This is a genomic window from Pedobacter sp. 05L430 (assembly GCF_056397585.1).
On the sequence record NZ_JBFTNT010000077.1, the window covers coordinates 1 to 16210 of the forward strand.

The window sequence follows — 16210 nt, forward strand, 5'->3', positions numbered from 1 at the left end:
TTACATCACCATCCCTTAATTGCACCACCTTTGAATTCTATTTCGGCTGCCTGTGCTACTTCCGCAGATTGATATGCCTTTACAAAGTTTTTGATTTCTGCTCTGTCCTGATCCCCTTCCCTGGTGACAATGATATTTACGTAAGGTGATTTTTTATCTTCTACAAAGATTCCGTCACGCTCTGCAACTAAACCTACAGGTGTAGCAAAAGTAYTGTTAATAATAGCTACAGTTACATTTTGATCGTCTAAAGCCCTTGGCAACTGAGGAGCTTCAAGTTCAACTATTTTAAGTTGTTTTGGATTTCCTACAATATCATTTACAGTAGGTAATAAGCCCACTCCATCTTTCAGCTTCAATAGGCTCGCTTTTTGCAACAACAACAATGCCCTGCCGCCGTTGGTAGGATCATTGGGTATAATAATGGTGCTACCGTCTTTAAGCTCTTCAATTTTTTTAATCTTTTTCGAATAACCCGCTAGTGGATAAACAAATGTATTACCAACAATTGCAAAGTTATAACCCCGCTGCTTGGCCTGCACATCTAAATAAGGTTTATTTTGAAATGCATTCGCATCAATATCTCCCTGATGAAGCGCTTCGTTGGGCATCACATAATCATTAAATTGTACCAGCTCTACGTCTAATCCGTATTTTTCTTTAGCTACCTTTTGAGCAACCTGAGCTATTGTATATTCCGGGCCCGATTCAACTCCAACTTTAATGTGATTGGGAGTGTTCTTTTTAGAATTGCCTCCGCAGCCGAATAAACCAACAGAAGCTATAATTGTAACTATTGCAAGGGCTTTAATTTCTATTTTCATACGCATTTTTAATAAGTTATTTTCTATGATCTACTTTTTTGGCTATAAAATCGCCAGTAAACTGTATAAAGAATACAAGGGCTACAAGTGAAACGAGTACCGTATTCATTACAGTTACATCGTATCCTACATATCCATACTGATACCCTATCTGGCCTAGTCCACCTGCACCTACAGCTCCTCCCATTGCAGAATAACCGACAAGAGTGATTAAAGTAATTGAAGCGGTATTGATTAAAGATGGAAGCGCTTCTGGAAGCAGGACCTTGTAAACAATTTGAAATGGTGTTGCTCCCATTGCCCTTGCGGCCTCTACCAAACCATGAGGAACCTCGATCAGGCTATTTTCTACCATGCGGGCAATAAATGGTGCCGCACCAATGCTCAAGGGAACCAATGCAGCTTCTACGCCAATAGAGGTACCAACAAGCATCCTTGTAAAGGGTATCATCCAAACAATTAGTATAATGAAAGGAATAGATCTAAAGATGTTAACAATAACCGACACGGTATTATTAAGTCCTCTGTTCTCTAACACTTGTCCCTTGCGGGTCATAAACAACAGTACACCTGTTGGCAAGCCAATAACAAATCCAAAAAAACCGGACACAAAAGTCATGATGATTGTTTCCCAGGCTCCTTTAAAAAGAAGTAAAATCATTGACTCAGACATATCCCAATACCTCCACTCTTATCTGTTTTTGATTATAAAATTCTATTGCCTTTTGGTGGTTCTCTTCAGTACCCGAAACCTCAATTACCATTGCACCAAATTTAACTCCACCGGCATATTCAATTTGCGCATAAATAATGTTATTGTCTAGCTGAAATAAGCGACTTACTTCAGACAAGACAGGATCATCGGCAGATTGCCCTGTAAATTCCAATTTTAACAGTGGTTTTTTCTCTGCTTCTTTATTACTGCTTAACCTTTCCAAATATTCTAACGGGATATTGATTTTTAAAGAAGAGGCTATAAACTCCTTAGTAACATCCATTTGGGGATGCGCAAAAATCTCACTGACAGACCCTTGCTCAATAAGCTCTCCCCCGCTAATTACAGCAACCTGATCACAGATGTTTTTTACAACATCCATTTCATGTGTGATCAGTAAAATGGTAATATTCAGGCGTTTGTTAATATCTTTTAATAAGTTGAGAATAGATTTTGTTGTGGCGGGATCAAGCGCACTGGTAGCCTCATCGCACAAAAGCACTTTAGGGTTACTGGCCAAAGTACGGGCAATTGCTACGCGTTGCTTTTGTCCACCGGAGAGATTTGCCGGGTAATCATTATGTTTCTCTTCCAGCCCAACCAGTGCAAGCAGCTCAGCTACTCTATTACTGATCTCCTGCTTAGGCATTTTATCCAACTCCAGCGGGAAAGCTATATTCTCTGAAACAGTTCTGGAAGACAGAAGATTAAAATGTTGAAAGATCATTCCAATTTGTCTTCTCTCTTTAGCCAGATCTGCTGGGGATAAGTCCATCAGATTTTGTCCATCAACAATTACTTCTCCTGAAGTTGGTCTCTCCAATAAATTAACGCAACGGATTAATGTACTCTTACCAGCTCCTGAAGCCCCAATTACACCGAATATCTTTCCCTTAGGAACTTTTAGTGACACCTTTGACAGGGCAATAATTTCCCTGTTTTTCTGATGAAACTTTTTAGTTATATTTTTTAATTCAATCATTAAACTTATTGCAGTTTTGGACTTAGCTATGTATATAAAACTAAGTTCGCTGCAAAAGTAAGAATAATCATTAATAGTCTAGTGTATTAATAGACTTTTACATCTAACACACATTTATTTAACTAAAAGCCTCTTCTATAAGTTCTTTATTTATCATTGCGCCTGCTTTTGTACCCGCTGCCGTTGCAGCAGATACTGCACGAAACATTGTGGTATTATCTCCTGCAGCATAAATTCCGGAGATTGTTGTTCTCTGAAAATCATCAACACTAATAAAGCCTTGTTCATTGATGTTGCACCCAAGTTGCTCAGGCAATGTTGAGTGTTGGTTAAATCCCACTTTGGCAAAAACCGCTGATAACTTTTGTTTGCTTCCATCTTTAAAAACAACATTTGTAATATAGCCCTGATTGTGTTCAATTTCTACAATCTCTTTTTCTATAATTTCAATACCGTGATGTTTAATCCTCTCTGTTTGTTCCAGACTAAGAGTAGATTGTCCATTTGTAAGCAAAACCAGGTTTTTACTCCAATTATAAATTAGCCTGGAGAATTCAAAGCCCAAATCACCATTGGCAATAACACCCATTGGTTGATGTTTTACTTCATAACCATGACAATATGGACAATGCAGAACAGAAATACCCCAACATTCTGCAAATCCTTTTATATCAAGCATCTGATCACTAATACCGGTAGCAAAGAGTAATTTGCTTGCAGCAAATGATTCTCCGCTTTGTGTACTTATTATAAAATCATCTTCTGCTTTTGCGGCCCCAATTGCAAAATCTTCATGAATAGTTACTGTGCTATACTTTAAAACCTGATCTTTCGCTGCAGCGGCTATTTGTTCAGGAGGCAGTCCATCCTKAGTAATGAAATTATGTGAATGAGGGGTTTGCTTATTGCATGGTTTTCCGCTATCTATAATTAAAACCTTTTTTAGCGAACGTCCGAGTGCCATAGCAGCTGAAAGTCCGGCATAACTTCCCCCGATTATGATTACATCAAATCTTTTAGAGTCTTCCATCATTGTTTATTTATGTATAAAAAACTGTATTGCTTTTATAGCAACAAAACTAAATACAATAATCAACAATGCAACATAGTTGCAAATAAAGTCTGTTAACGGAATCTCATTTTTTGCAAACAGGTGTTAGTTTGATGAGCTTTTCCTCAAAGCCTTACTTCCGAAGATGTTATATCGGATAGCAAAAGCTTGCTGGCTATCAATTACCCCATCAAGGAAGTGAAAGGATAAAGTAAACTTACCTTCAATTCCTTTATATATTTTTGGTCGCCAGCTCAGATCCAACCTATTATATGTTTTGGCCGTATAGAATTGATCTCCATCCATGATGTGATGGCCGTCGCCTTTATAGAATGAATTGGTAACACCAAATCTGTGGTACTCTGCAGCCATTTCCAATAACAATCCTTTTGGTGTTTTCCAGCCTCCCACACTACGCTCACGCTCAAATGACATCAAACCACCTGTATTAAAAGTTAATGAGTCTAAAAATGTCCTGCCACTAAAATCTAAACCCACTTTAACTGCGAGTGCTCCGTTGTCTTCGATATGGTCACCCGGAATATCTATCGCAGGGCCTGCGTTATGTAGCATCATCGCATAATGAGAAACAAAGAACATGTCTTTTTTATAACGACCTGATAATCCGAATATAAAATTCTCTCTGTCGGTTGCTGTCTGACGGCTTGTCCAATCGATAAATAATAACTGTTTCCAATTTTCATTTTCATATTTAAGTAACATACCTTCCACATTTGGTCGGTAATAACCTAGCGTATCATTTAAAACAGCTCTTGGGAAATCAGAAAGCAAATCTCGTCTTGGAAACATTCCCATATAAAAATTCCAGTTTTGTTGCGTAAACTGATAATAAACAACAGGATCTATTTTATTGGTAAATTTAGGCGAACCAAATTCATGCAATGCATTAAACCCAACTCTAATCCGGTGGGTACTATCAAGTAATAATCCCAGTTCAGGAGAAAATCTTAATCCGAATATAGTTTGAGAAAATCGATTAGATCTGGCATACTCCCTATTATCTGCAAAAGTGTGAATATTGAGGTTACCTTCGATTTCCTGAGAATAAATTTTTGTTACAGCAGAGGACAATAGAATAATAGTTAACAGAATTTTAATTCTCATATATTTAAGATGTGCTTTTAAGGTCTGATTTACCGTGTTATTATCAATAGGATGGTCTAATATCTTTGTTTCAATAACACAGGCAAATATTAGATAAAATAGTCTTATTTTAAAACTTAATAAATGTTAGTTTGTAAAATTTAATTGTTAAGTCCCATGACCATAAATCAATTGCGTTTAATCGTCTCTCTTTTGATGTTTATGATCTCAAATGTAGGTCTGTCACAAAGCAAAATTGTTGTGTTTCAATCAGATTTTGGTTTAAAGGATGGCGCCGTTTCAGCTATGAAAGGAGTTGCAATGGGCGTATCTTCTGAACTTAAGCTTTACGACCTCACACACGAAATTCCTGCATATAATATCTGGGAAGCTTCTTATAGGCTCATGCAAACTGTACCTTACTATCCCAAAGGAACAGTTTTTGTTTCTGTTGTAGACMCCGGAGTTGGTACTGAAAGAAAATCGGTAGTATTAAAAACCAATACCGGTCAGTTTATAGTTACCCCTGATAATGGAACTTTAACATTAACGGCAGAGCAACTAGGGATTGAAGAGATAAGGGAAATTGATGAAGCGGTTAACAGACGAAAAGATTCAGGCAAATCTTACACTTTTCATGGAAGAGACGTATATGCATATACTGCAGCCCGATTGGCATCAGGCGTGATCTCTTTTAATGAAGTTGGAAAAGTATTGCCCAAAGAGGTTCTAAGCATTCCTTATCAGAAAGCAATTATCATTGGCAAAACGCTTAAGGGCAACATTCCAATATTAGATGTACAATACGGCAATATATGGACCAACATAGATGCTGAACTTGTAAAAAAGTTCAATTTAAAATACGGTGACCTCTTAAAAATTTCAATTTTCCATAACGACAAAAAAGTGTATGAAACTGAGGCACCATATAGCGAGACCTTTGGCAATGTACCAAAGGGCAAACCATTATGCTACCTCAATAGTTTACTGCAACTTTCATTTGCCTTAAATCAAGATAGCTTTGCCACCCTACACAACATACAAAGTGGAAGCGATTGGAATGTAGAAGTAACTAAGTTAGACTTCTGACAATTGAAGTTCTTCTTTCGGGATATCCTGAATCACATCAGCCTGTTTCTTTTTTACCATAACACTTACCCTGTAAACGAAAATACAGCAAACAGCAATAATCACTGAAACAACGATGCCTAAGATGCCATAATTTTCAAGTGGGCTTGTACTATTTTTTTGGGTAACTATAAGCCCTGCACACAAAGCGGCGATACCTCCCGCCATTTGCTGAAGCGAAGCGTTAACACTCATAAAAGCCCCCCTATCTTTCATATCCGGGATACTCATTGTAAGGGTAGTTGCAGGAATCATCCTACTCATTATCMCCATAAACAGTACCATATTGACTAATACAACTTGCCAAAGTGGTATAGGTRCCAGATTTGTATAAATTAGTATCATTATTACTGCCAGGGCGGAACCCGCGCTAAACAACATAAATTTATCAATTTTATCGCTTAACTTCCCTATTAATGGCATTATTATAATTGATGCAATACCGGTAAACATAAATACCATAGGCAATTGTTGAGGAGTTATATTTATGTTATTAATCAGATAAGCGCTACTAAAAGGCATAAGCATAAAACCTCCAACGCTTAAAAAGGCTGTAGCGATAAAACCTGTTTGATAAGATTTATTTGAAACTGCATGCCATAAATGCAAAAAGGCACTTTTATCTGACTGTAGAGCAAGGTGCTTATCTATAGGTTTAACCTTTATTACAATGGTTATAGCTATTAGTACTGCCAGACCAACGATCATTAAAAAGGAAGAATGCCAGCCCCATAAGTTCGCAAAATAAAGGCCGATTGGAATACCCAGTACCTGACTGGCAGCAAATGCCATTTGCACAAATCCCATCACCCTGCCACGCTGGTTTACCTCAAATAGATCGGTCATGATGGTCATTGAAATGGCGCCAATAACACCTCCAAATAATCCTGTTATTATTCTGGCACCTAACAACATCCAATATGTTGTTGCTAAGGCACAGCATAGGGTACCAACAATAAATCCTGCGTAGAAAAACAATAGTATTTTTTTACGATCGAATTTATCTGCAAAACCAGCAGCAAGTATCCCTGATGCACCTGCACTAAATGCATAAGAAGATACCACAACTCCAAAACCTTTTGGAGTAATTGAAAGTGATTTCATTAAGTAATCACCCAAAGGCGCGAGAACCATAAAATCAAGCACTATTGTAAATTGAAGTAAAGCCAACAAGGCTATTACCAACTTTTGATAGTTGCTAAACGGTAAAATTATATTAGTTGACGATTGTTTCATGAGTTTTCTTTTATTAGGTCAATTCTTCACACTGATATCCATTTTTTGAAACCAGTTGAATTACATCATCCAGCTTCAAAATTGGGGATACGATACGCAGCACACAATCAACATCTTGTTGATCTACGGTCCATTGTTCTATTTTATGTTTTTCCATTACTTTAGCTATGAGCATTTTGTCATCAGCAGTTTGAATGTTTGTTTTAAAAAGCAGAATATCTTTAAAATCTGGTTCCATATGTTTTATTTTTTTAGTGCCTTTAGCACTAATTCAAAAGTGCCCCAAAGGGCTTTATCTGTCAGAATGAATGGTTTACCCCCAATGCTTCTACCATCAAAATGAAATCTGACAAGGTTATACAGCGGGGCAAAAGCTACCGACCAGTAAACCTCCAGCTGCATTGGGTTAATTTCGCCTCTATTGATTGCATTGGTCATAAATTTGCCAAGTGTTATCTTGAAATTATTCACGATAGTTCCATAAACCTGCTCCTGATAAGTTGAAGTCCTTAGTTGCTCAAGAAACTGTGCTGTTATAGGATTTTCAAGCATACACTTTGCTCTATTTTTCCATTGTTGTCTTAGTCCAACTTCAAAAGATACTTCAGGATCGAAATCTTCAAGCATTATATCACTCATCCGCTCTGCTTCTTCCATTGCTATCTGCAAGATCAAGTCGTCTTTATCTTTATAATAAATGTATAGAGTAGCTACAGATATCTTGCACTCTTTAGCTAACTTATTCATGGTAAAACCTTCAAAACCTATCTTTACAAGCAACTCCATTGCCTTCTGTTTCACCAACTCTACTTTATTCAGATCTCTTGCGCGCATAATGCTTTTCAAATATCATCACAAATATAAATGAATATTCATTCATTTATATTATATATTAAAAAAATATTTTAGATCGTATTGAACAACTAGCTATAAGTCTTGGTTCTATATAAATCGAGAAAAAATTGAACTTATTGGATTTCTTATGTGTTATAGATTAAATCTTTAAATTCTAATACTATGAAAAGTCCAAAGAATAAAACCGTAAAAGCAGAGATAATAGATCAGAAAAAGCCCAAAGGCCCTGAACCAGAAAATTCAACTTCTGCAAAAGATGCCAAAAAGGTTAAAACTGAGAAGAAACCTTAAATATCTCTTACAATTCCCATTTCTTACAACCTTATTTGTAAGAAATTTAGTGCAAAGTATTTTAACAATTCGGAAACATTTTCAAGTTTTAACTGTAGGTATATTAACTAACCACTTAAATGCTAAAATCATGAAAACTAGAATTTTATTACCAGCTGTATTATGCTGCTTGCTTAGTTTAAATGCTTGCCGAAATACAGAAAATAGCACAAGCAGTACTTTGGCTGATTCTTCTCTAGAGCAAACGATGACTGATACCACGGCTGTAAACCGCGGTGAGGGAATGCAGTTCTTTTTAGAGAAAGCGGCTAATGCTGGTAATATGGAGGTAGAGCTTGGTAAAATGGCAACATCAAAAGCCAGTAATGTTAGGGTTAAAAAGTTTGCTGAAAAAATGGTTAAGGATCATACTAAAACCAACGATAATTTAAAAAAACTGGCCGATAAAAAGAAATTAACAATACCGACCTCTATTCCTGAGGCCGATCAGAATCATATAAATGAAATGGCAAAACTATCTGGTGCTCAATTTGATAAACACTATATGGATATGATGGTAAAAGATCATATAAAAACCCTTGATTTATTCAAATCAGCAACAACTTCTGGAGATATAGATGTAAGAAGGTTTGCCGCCAAAACACTTCGTATGATTGAAGGGCATTATAAACTTGCCACAGATTTGAGTTTTGACTTAAAATAAAAAAGAGGGCTGAAAATTTCAGCCCTCTTTTTTATTTTTTCTCTGCCCTGATAGCCTTCACTTCTGAGGCTTTGATGGCACTAGCCTTATTCCCAAAACTGTTCCTTACAAAGGTTAACACATCAGCTATTTCCTGATCTTTTAAAAAGCCATGCGAAGGCATTACATTGGTATAAACTTCCCCGTCTATTTCAATTTCTTCTGCCAAACCATTAAGAGCTATCTTAATTAACCGGGTTTTATCGCCAAGAACATAAGTTGTTTTTATTAATGGAGGATTCATATTCTGAACCCCACCTCCATCTGCCATATGGCAACTTAAACAATATTGATTGTATACTTTTTGTCCGTTAGCCAAAACTGATGCAGAAACAACGTCAGTTTGGACTGTCTTTTTGGTTTTCCCTTTTGTTTGGGCATTTAATTTTATACCCCCTATTGTTAAGATCAAAATGATCGTTAAAACCTGCTTCATCAAACTTTTTATTTTTTATTATAGACGATACGATAAATTGCTCCTTTAACATCATCCGTTACATAAAGGGAACCATCAGATCCCTGGGCCAATCCACAAGGGCGATGGTCTGCCCTTCCGGCAGCGGCTTTTTCAGGTGTACCAGCAAAATTATCTGCAAAAACTTCCCAATCGCCAGAAGGCTTCCCATCCTTAAATGGTTGAAATACTACAAAATATCCTTTTTGAGGTTCAGGAGCACGATTCCAGGATCCGTGAAAAGCGATAAAAGCACCGTTTTTATATTTTTCCGGGAACATATTTCCGGTATAGAATAGCAAACCATTTGGTGCCATATGTCCTGGAAAGGCAACTGCGGGGTCTATGAATTTTGAATCAGCCTCTTTCTTTTTATCACCGCCGTATTCCGGAGCTACTATTTTTTTATGTTGGATCTGATCATAGTACATAAATGGCCAGCCTGCATTATCACCTTGCTTTAAAGCATATAAACATTCTGCAGGAACTTCAGCGGATTCCTTTTCATTATAAAGCTCTGGCCAGGAACTATTCAGGTTATCTCTGCCATGCTGCATAACAAAAAGCTGGTTATTTTGCTGATTCCAATCTAATCCAACAACATTTCTTAGTCCGGTAGCAAAACGAACACCCTGACCGTAGCTTTGATTGAGTTCTTTTGCTTTAAACTGCCATATTCCGGCCATAGAATCTAACAATGGGCACCCTTCTATTCCCGGAGAACGTAACCCCCGATCTTGTTCCTGACAAGAATTTGAATTTACGCCAATATTTACATAAACATTTCCATTATTATCTAAAACAAGTGATTTGGTTTCATGCTGGCGTCCGGCCTTTAAACCTGTAATGATCTTTTCGGGTTTATTCGGGTCAATTACTTTATTTTGTGCATCGAGCTTGTACCTAAATACTTCCTGATTTGATGATGCATATAAGTATCCATCTTTCAAGTAAATTCCGGTACCTCCATAGTTGCCAAAGCCACCTGTAACCTGAGCCTTACCATCGCTGCTCTCATGAAGTACAATAATCCCCTTTTCTTCTTTGGATCTGGCGAGTTTAACATAGATGTCTCCTTGCGGGGTAACAACCAGATGTCTGGCTTTTGCCCCTAGCTCTGCCACTTTTAACGCGCCAAAACCTTCTGGCAACTTCAATCCTGCGTTATCGGCATCAGGTATTGGCCCGTTGCCCTTTAAATGACTATTTGAAATATCTTTGAAAGAATATAATGCAATAAAAACCATTGCACTTAACAAAACCGGAATTAATACTGATTTTTTCATCTGGTAATTTATTTGAAGAACTTTTCGCTATTTAAAGTTATCGTTTTCCGCTGCATTTTTCATCTAAATTAGCGTAATAATGCAGTTGCACACCACAGTATTGGCGCTTGCCCATGTAGGTCGCCTATATTACGTTTGCGATCTAAATAATACTGGCGGTCGTTCTTTTTATTTGTACCCTCACAAACTTCTCTTACCTCATCATTCTCATTGATGTAAGTGACTAAGCCAAGCCAGCCCTTACGGGCAGCTTTCCCATAAACTTCCTTATCCAGCCAGCCATTTTTCACACCTGTAATCATTGCAAAAGTAAACATAGCCGTTGATGAAGTTTCTTCCCATGCCTCGGGGTCATCGATTAACTGACGCCACATTCCATTGTCGGCCTGATATTTAAGCAACGAAGCCATCATGTTTTTATAGCCTTTCATAATGCGTTCATAATTTGGATTGTTTTTAGGTATAGACCTAAGCAATTCAGCCATACCCACAGCCATCCAGCCATCTCCTCTACCCCAAAAAAAAGGAACATCGGGCGCGTGATAAAACAAGCCATTAGGCTCCTGAAGCTTATCTAAATAAAAAACCATCTCTTTAGCCGCCCTATCTATATACTTTACGTCTCCAGTGGCTCTATACGCTTGGGCTTGAACAGCGGTGATCATATACATATCATCTATCCATAAACGTGTTTGCCAGGTATAGCCCTGGTTGTAAAACTCATGCGATTCGGGTTTTACTCTTGGGCCTTCTGGCGGTGCCCATTGTTTATCAGCAATTGACAACCCGAGATCGAGATATTTTTTATCTTTTGTTTGTATGTAAAGCTCTAATGGAACAGATCCAAATACAGTATAATCTACATGATCAGGTACAGGAATCATTTTGGCTTCTTCGCCAAAAAGGGGTTCGAACCTATCCGCCAGCTTTTTAAGCATCTCTTTATTTCCACTTTGTTTTGCAAAAGTCAAAGCACCATACCAGGCACAGGTTTCCGGATAAGTAATCACCTTTGGAGGTCCTGGTCTATTAAAATTCGTATGCGGCGTTACTATGAAATGATTTGCTACCCTTGTTCCAATTTCCTTTGGTGATGTTCCTTTTGGCCAATTCTTTAAATTAGCTTCTTTTGATTGTGCCTTTACGTTAGGCTGTCCGACAATCATAAAACAGGACATAAAAGCTGCTATGCTTAGAATTTGGTTTTGATTCATGTTAGTCTATTTATTTTTTGATGATTTCTAATTCTTTTGATATTCCTGACGATTTATTTCCAATCACTTTTACATTAGTGCTTGCTGTTCCTTCAACACGAACAAGTGCTTTTGCTCTCCCTTTAACAGTAACATTTTTTACCAGTGCTGTTTTTACATTTTCCAAGCGGATAATCGACTCTCCTCCTTTAGTATCCGGAAGATTCCAATTGTTAACCTCCAAATCACTTCCATCCTCACAAACTAAGGCTGGTCTCAGGTCATTTCCAGAAAGATTAAACTTAACATTAATAAGCTTCAATCCCTTAACATGCCTTGCCCAAATACCGTATGCGGGAACCCGCGGACCAAATGTTTTAACTTCGGGATATTGATCAATTGCTTCGGGTACTGCTTGCCTGCCATGAGCTGCAGTTCCGCCTCCGGCCAAACTAATTTCTATATTCTCAAGCGTTAAACCAGTGATGTAATGTCCGGGAATGCCTGTGATCAAAATACCTGTTGGAGGCATTAATTGCGCATCGGCAGATGCTTTGACTTTAACATTTTTAATTACAACATTTTCAAAAGTACCTGTTTGCTGTTTTGTATCAGCATCTTTGCGGAACACACTTAATCGCGATCCAAGACGAAATAACATTGGGGTCCTAACTTCTTCCATGGTTATATCTGATATTTCAATATTTCGTAAATGCGCACCATCAACGGTAAGCAGCTTAATGCCTCCATTTCTAGTTTCATAGATATGACAATTTGAAATTTTAATATTCTCGAAAGCTGCCATGGATTCGGTTCCCATTTTAATTCCCGCCTGATTGCTTTTAAGTCTTAAACCTGTCACCACAATATTCTTACAGGCCATTTTACTTGATGTGGTTTTAAACACCAGTGCATCATCTCCACTTACTACATCACAATCTTTAATTACAACATCCTGACAGCCATCAATACCGATACCATCATTATGGGCAACACCCACACTTTGGATCTTTACATTTTCAATATTTATCTGTCTGCTCTGAAAGTAGTGAGAAGTCCATGCCCCTGCATATTTTAAAGTTACGCCTTTAACATTTACGCCAGTACAACGTACAATTCGTAAAAGAAAAGGCCTCATCCCCCATCGTTGTCCTTCGGGCCGGGTATCAGTAAGTATGTGTTTTGCTTTAATCGCAGACCCCTGACCATCAATTGTCCCTTCACCTGTAACTCCAATGTTTTTGGCATCAACAGCTACAAGTAAAGCCCATCCAACATCAATACCCAGTCCCTCAGTAAAAGGGTCAATATTTTTATAATCTTTAAGATCTATACTCCCTAGCAAAACAGCGTTCTTTTGAAAACTGATTGTTACATTATCCTTAATAACGATAGTTCCTGATAAGAATTTGCCTTCAGGAAAGATTACACTTCCACCACCCGATTTATAGCATTCATCAATTGCTCGTTGAATAGCATTGGTATTTAAGGTTACCCCATCTCCAACAGCACCATATTTGATGATGTTAAAGTCGGCAGCCCTTACAAAACTTGTAAAAGCCGCCAACACACATAAACTAACCAATAATTTCACTTTAATCATTCTAATCATTATCTCTAATTAAATATAGCTATTAAGTATAATCTGCTAAAACCATCCCGGGTTTTGCGGGTATTTCGGGCCTGTAGTTGTAGCATCAATCTGATCCTGAGGAATAGGTCTAAGCACATGGAAATCCATAATATTTGCTCCTGCTTCCGGATTATAATTTTTAGTTTTCACCCTATCAATTAATTTACCGGTTCTTACAAGATCCCACCACCTAACATTCTCTCCACATAATTCCCTCGAACGCTCATCTAAAATAAAATCAAGTGAAGGAATTGAAGCAACATCCATTACAGAAGGATTTGGATTTGGGAACGCAGCCCGCCTTCTGATAATATTGATATGATTAACCGCTTCTGAAGCCGCTGCACCGCCCATAAATGCTGCTTCTGCTGCAATCAAATGGGTTTCGGCTAAGCGATATACAATAACAGGTCTAATCGAGGGATAGTTTAAATCTGCGCGTTTAGTGTCATTATATTTTTTCATATAAGGCGATAAAGTATTATCATACTTACGTGGAGGTATCAGTAAATATCTGGATGCTGCTATTTTAGCATCACTAACATCATACCCAGGCATAAATATCGCAGTATCGCCTAAGGCAAACTTAGGTTGCCCTACTACAGCATTTGCAGGTGCTCCTGGCGGAAGCGGATTTTCCCACTTGGGAATGGACGCGGCATTATTACACAGCCAAACGGTTTGAAAAGTTTTTGCATATCGGGTGTCATTTACGCGCTCTGCAAAAGCTTCATTTGTTAACCATGCTGTAGGAACACAACGAATATAGGGCCTTCCATAAAACACATCGCGTTTCATTCCCGGACGAAGCTCATATTGTGGTACCCACATATGGTTTAGTACGTTATCTGCCCCACCACTATTATTCGGCCCATTATATGCCAAATTTGAGGTATGCTGTACTGTCCACAATACTTCATTACTATTCTCATTTCCTTCTGCATAAACACTAGCAAAATCAGGGAGCAATGTGGCCCCACTTGTATTGATTACCTGCATTGCAGAGGTATAAGCATTTGTATAATCATCTGCTTTTTTAGCAGATGAGCCAGCTCTGGTTAAATATACTTTAGCCAATAAGTGCATAGCAGCAGCTTTATTAGCCTGTCCTGGCAAAGCCCCGCTTGACTTAGGACCGGCAAATAAAGTTGGCTCTGCAAGTACATCTTTAAGATCCTGAACAATAAAATCGTATACCTCAGCTAAAGGCTGACGGGATGCAGAAGTTGTAGGTGTACTTTGGAAATTTTTATTCAAAGTAACATCACCCCAAAATTGCACAAGGATAAAATAGTAATTTGCCCGTAAAAACTTAGCTTCTGCCACAATTCTATTTTTAAGATCATCTGCAACCCCAGTAACCTTAACTGCATTATCAATTACACCATTACAGGTATTAATATTAACATAACAGTCTTTCCAAATTGCGGAGACAGTTCCATTTTCAGTATTGTAATTACTATTGTATTTATTGATGTTGTTGTTTCCATCTTTACCTGTGTAAAACTCATCCGTACCAATCACCGTCATAGTGAATAGGTTTTGGTTCCCCCAGAAAGAGCGGGTACCTGCATAAGCCGCATCAAGTCCCTTCTGAAAACCCTGGGCCGTAGAGAAAAAATCTGGCGTTAGTGTTGAATGTGGCTCTTCTATTAAAGCTTTTTTACATCCGCCTGTAACTGCCAGGCAGAAACAAGCCAATATTATGTATATATTTTTCATTAGTATATAATTTATTGTAAAAATTATAAGGTCATGTTTAAACCAAACACAATTGAATAAGTTGCAGGTGTATCAACACCAACTGACCCCTTATTATTTCCTCCATTAAGAGCCTCCGGATCTATGCCTTTATAAACATTCCTGTACTTTGAAAAAAGAATAAAAGCATCATTGGCAGAAGCGTAAACCCTCAAAGTTTTACCTCCAATTTTAGCAGCAAGAGCTGTAGGCAGATTATATCCAAGCGTCATGCTTCTGATCTTAACAAACGTACCATCAAAGTACCCTAATACTCCTCTATTAGGTGTGTTTGTTGCGGCAGCATTAGGCTTGGGCCAGAAATTTTCATGGTTGGTTGGTGTCCAATAATTAACATCCAGGTTGTTATAATTTCCTTGAAAAGTATTGGCAAACCCACTATTATGAACACTGCTAATAATGGTACTTCCAAATCTTCCAAAAGCCACTACCGTAAAATCTAAGTTTTTATACGCAAATCTGTTTGTAATACCCCCAGACCAGTCGGGCTCACTAGACCCAATAAACGTCTTATCATCAGCATTGATTTTCCCATCACCGTTCACATCTGCAATTCTAATATTACCTATTACAGAACTCGAACCTTGTTTGACAGTTAATCCGTAAGCCAATGCTAATGCACTATCAGCCGGTGTATTTTGYCATATTCCAACTCTTTTATCATCATAAATTACACCAATTGGCTGCCCTACAAAACGTCCATTAGCTATATCATTAATTACGCCGTCTTGTAACTGGGTAATTTTCCCTCTATTAACAAAAACATTAAAATCTGTGCTCCAGCTAAATTTATCTTTACCATCACCGTTAAAATTCACAGTGCTCACCTGAAATTCAAAGCCTTTGTTCTCGGATTTCCCTACATTGGTTACTATCGCATTTGGTATTCCGGAAGTAAATGGAAGATCCTGAGGCAGCAACAATTTATCGGTATAAACTTTATAAGCCTCAATTG

16 protein-coding genes and 1 pseudogene are annotated in these 16210 nt (G+C 37.8%); 3 read left to right on the forward strand and 14 right to left on the reverse strand.

Features of this window, described 5'->3' with window-relative positions:
* Positions 1–5 precede the first annotated feature (5 nt).
* The 5 genes from metQ to AC1DG9_RS12765 form a co-directional block, all read right to left on the reverse strand.
* Positions 6–824, reverse strand: a complete 819-nt coding sequence (metQ, locus tag AC1DG9_RS12745; RefSeq protein ID WP_477634710.1) for a methionine ABC transporter substrate-binding lipoprotein MetQ — start codon at positions 822–824, stop codon at positions 6–8.
* Positions 825–840: 16 nt separating this feature from the next.
* On the reverse strand, positions 841–1497 hold the full coding sequence (locus AC1DG9_RS12750) for a methionine ABC transporter permease MetI (protein ID WP_172663684.1): 657 nt from the start codon (positions 1495–1497) through the stop codon (positions 841–843).
* Complete coding sequence (gene metN, locus AC1DG9_RS12755; protein WP_172663685.1) at positions 1490–2521, reverse strand: methionine ABC transporter ATP-binding protein MetN; 1032 nt, start codon at positions 2519–2521, stop codon at positions 1490–1492. Before metN ends, AC1DG9_RS12750 begins: the two co-directional genes overlap by 8 nt.
* 118 nt (positions 2522–2639) lie before the next feature.
* On the reverse strand, positions 2640–3554 hold the full coding sequence (locus AC1DG9_RS12760; RefSeq protein WP_477634711.1) for an NAD(P)/FAD-dependent oxidoreductase: 915 nt from the start codon (positions 3552–3554) through the stop codon (positions 2640–2642).
* Between the two features lie 123 nt (positions 3555–3677).
* Positions 3678–4697: a hypothetical protein gene (locus tag AC1DG9_RS12765; RefSeq protein ID WP_288880370.1), complete on the reverse strand. Its 1020-nt coding sequence runs from the start codon at positions 4695–4697 to the stop codon at positions 3678–3680.
* Positions 4698–4853: 156 nt separating this feature from the next.
* Here AC1DG9_RS12765 and AC1DG9_RS12770 point away from each other — a divergent pair, with 156 nt between their 5' ends.
* Positions 4854–5765, forward strand: coding sequence for an SAM hydrolase/SAM-dependent halogenase family protein (locus AC1DG9_RS12770; protein ID WP_477634712.1), 912 nt, complete (start codon positions 4854–4856; stop codon positions 5763–5765).
* Here the strand turns inward: AC1DG9_RS12770 and AC1DG9_RS12775 are convergent.
* From AC1DG9_RS12775 to AC1DG9_RS12785, 3 genes are read right to left on the reverse strand one after another with little or no spacing between them, the layout of a single operon-like run.
* Positions 5754–7040: an MFS transporter gene (locus AC1DG9_RS12775; protein ID WP_477634713.1), complete on the reverse strand. Its 1287-nt coding sequence runs from the start codon at positions 7038–7040 to the stop codon at positions 5754–5756. The two genes, AC1DG9_RS12770 and AC1DG9_RS12775, sit on opposite strands and share 12 nt — an antisense overlap.
* 13 nt (positions 7041–7053) lie before the next feature.
* On the reverse strand, positions 7054–7278 hold the full coding sequence (locus tag AC1DG9_RS12780; RefSeq protein WP_172663688.1) for a hypothetical protein: 225 nt from the start codon (positions 7276–7278) through the stop codon (positions 7054–7056).
* Positions 7279–7283: 5 nt separating this feature from the next.
* The gene (locus AC1DG9_RS12785; RefSeq protein ID WP_172663689.1) at positions 7284–7874 is read right to left on the reverse strand and encodes a TetR/AcrR family transcriptional regulator; all 591 of its coding nucleotides are present in this window, start codon (positions 7872–7874) and stop codon (positions 7284–7286) included.
* Positions 7875–8057: 183 nt separating this feature from the next.
* Here AC1DG9_RS12785 and AC1DG9_RS12790 point away from each other — a divergent pair, with 183 nt between their 5' ends.
* Positions 8058–8186 carry a hypothetical protein gene (locus AC1DG9_RS12790; protein WP_262889312.1) on the forward strand — a complete coding sequence of 43 codons (129 nt, stop codon included), beginning with the start codon at positions 8058–8060 and terminating at the stop codon, positions 8184–8186.
* Between the two features lie 130 nt (positions 8187–8316).
* A complete protein-coding gene (locus tag AC1DG9_RS12795; RefSeq protein WP_477611728.1) occupies positions 8317–8889 on the forward strand; it encodes a DUF4142 domain-containing protein in 573 nt (190 codons plus the stop codon).
* A gap of 31 nt (positions 8890–8920) precedes the next feature.
* On the opposite strand, the gene AC1DG9_RS12800 is transcribed toward AC1DG9_RS12795, so the two are convergent.
* The 6 genes and pseudogenes from AC1DG9_RS12800 to AC1DG9_RS12825 all read right to left on the reverse strand — a co-directional run.
* Positions 8921–9364: a c-type cytochrome gene (locus tag AC1DG9_RS12800; protein ID WP_172663691.1), complete on the reverse strand. Its 444-nt coding sequence runs from the start codon at positions 9362–9364 to the stop codon at positions 8921–8923.
* A gap of 8 nt (positions 9365–9372) precedes the next feature.
* A complete protein-coding gene (locus tag AC1DG9_RS12805; RefSeq protein ID WP_172663692.1) occupies positions 9373–10668 on the reverse strand; it encodes a PQQ-dependent sugar dehydrogenase in 1296 nt (431 codons plus the stop codon).
* Positions 10669–10736: 68 nt separating this feature from the next.
* Entirely contained in the window at positions 10737–11882 is a 1146-nt protein-coding gene (locus tag AC1DG9_RS12810; protein WP_172663693.1) for a glycoside hydrolase family 88/105 protein, read from the reverse strand.
* A 10-nt stretch (positions 11883–11892) separates the two neighbouring features.
* Complete coding sequence (locus AC1DG9_RS12815) at positions 11893–13473, reverse strand: glycoside hydrolase family 28 protein (protein WP_337715053.1); 1581 nt, start codon at positions 13471–13473, stop codon at positions 11893–11895.
* A 36-nt stretch (positions 13474–13509) separates the two neighbouring features.
* Positions 13510–15216, reverse strand: a complete 1707-nt coding sequence (locus AC1DG9_RS12820; RefSeq protein ID WP_172663695.1) for a RagB/SusD family nutrient uptake outer membrane protein — start codon at positions 15214–15216, stop codon at positions 13510–13512.
* A gap of 23 nt (positions 15217–15239) precedes the next feature.
* Positions 15240–16210 (reverse strand): annotated as a pseudogene (locus AC1DG9_RS12825) (SusC/RagA family TonB-linked outer membrane protein); the annotation flags it as partial.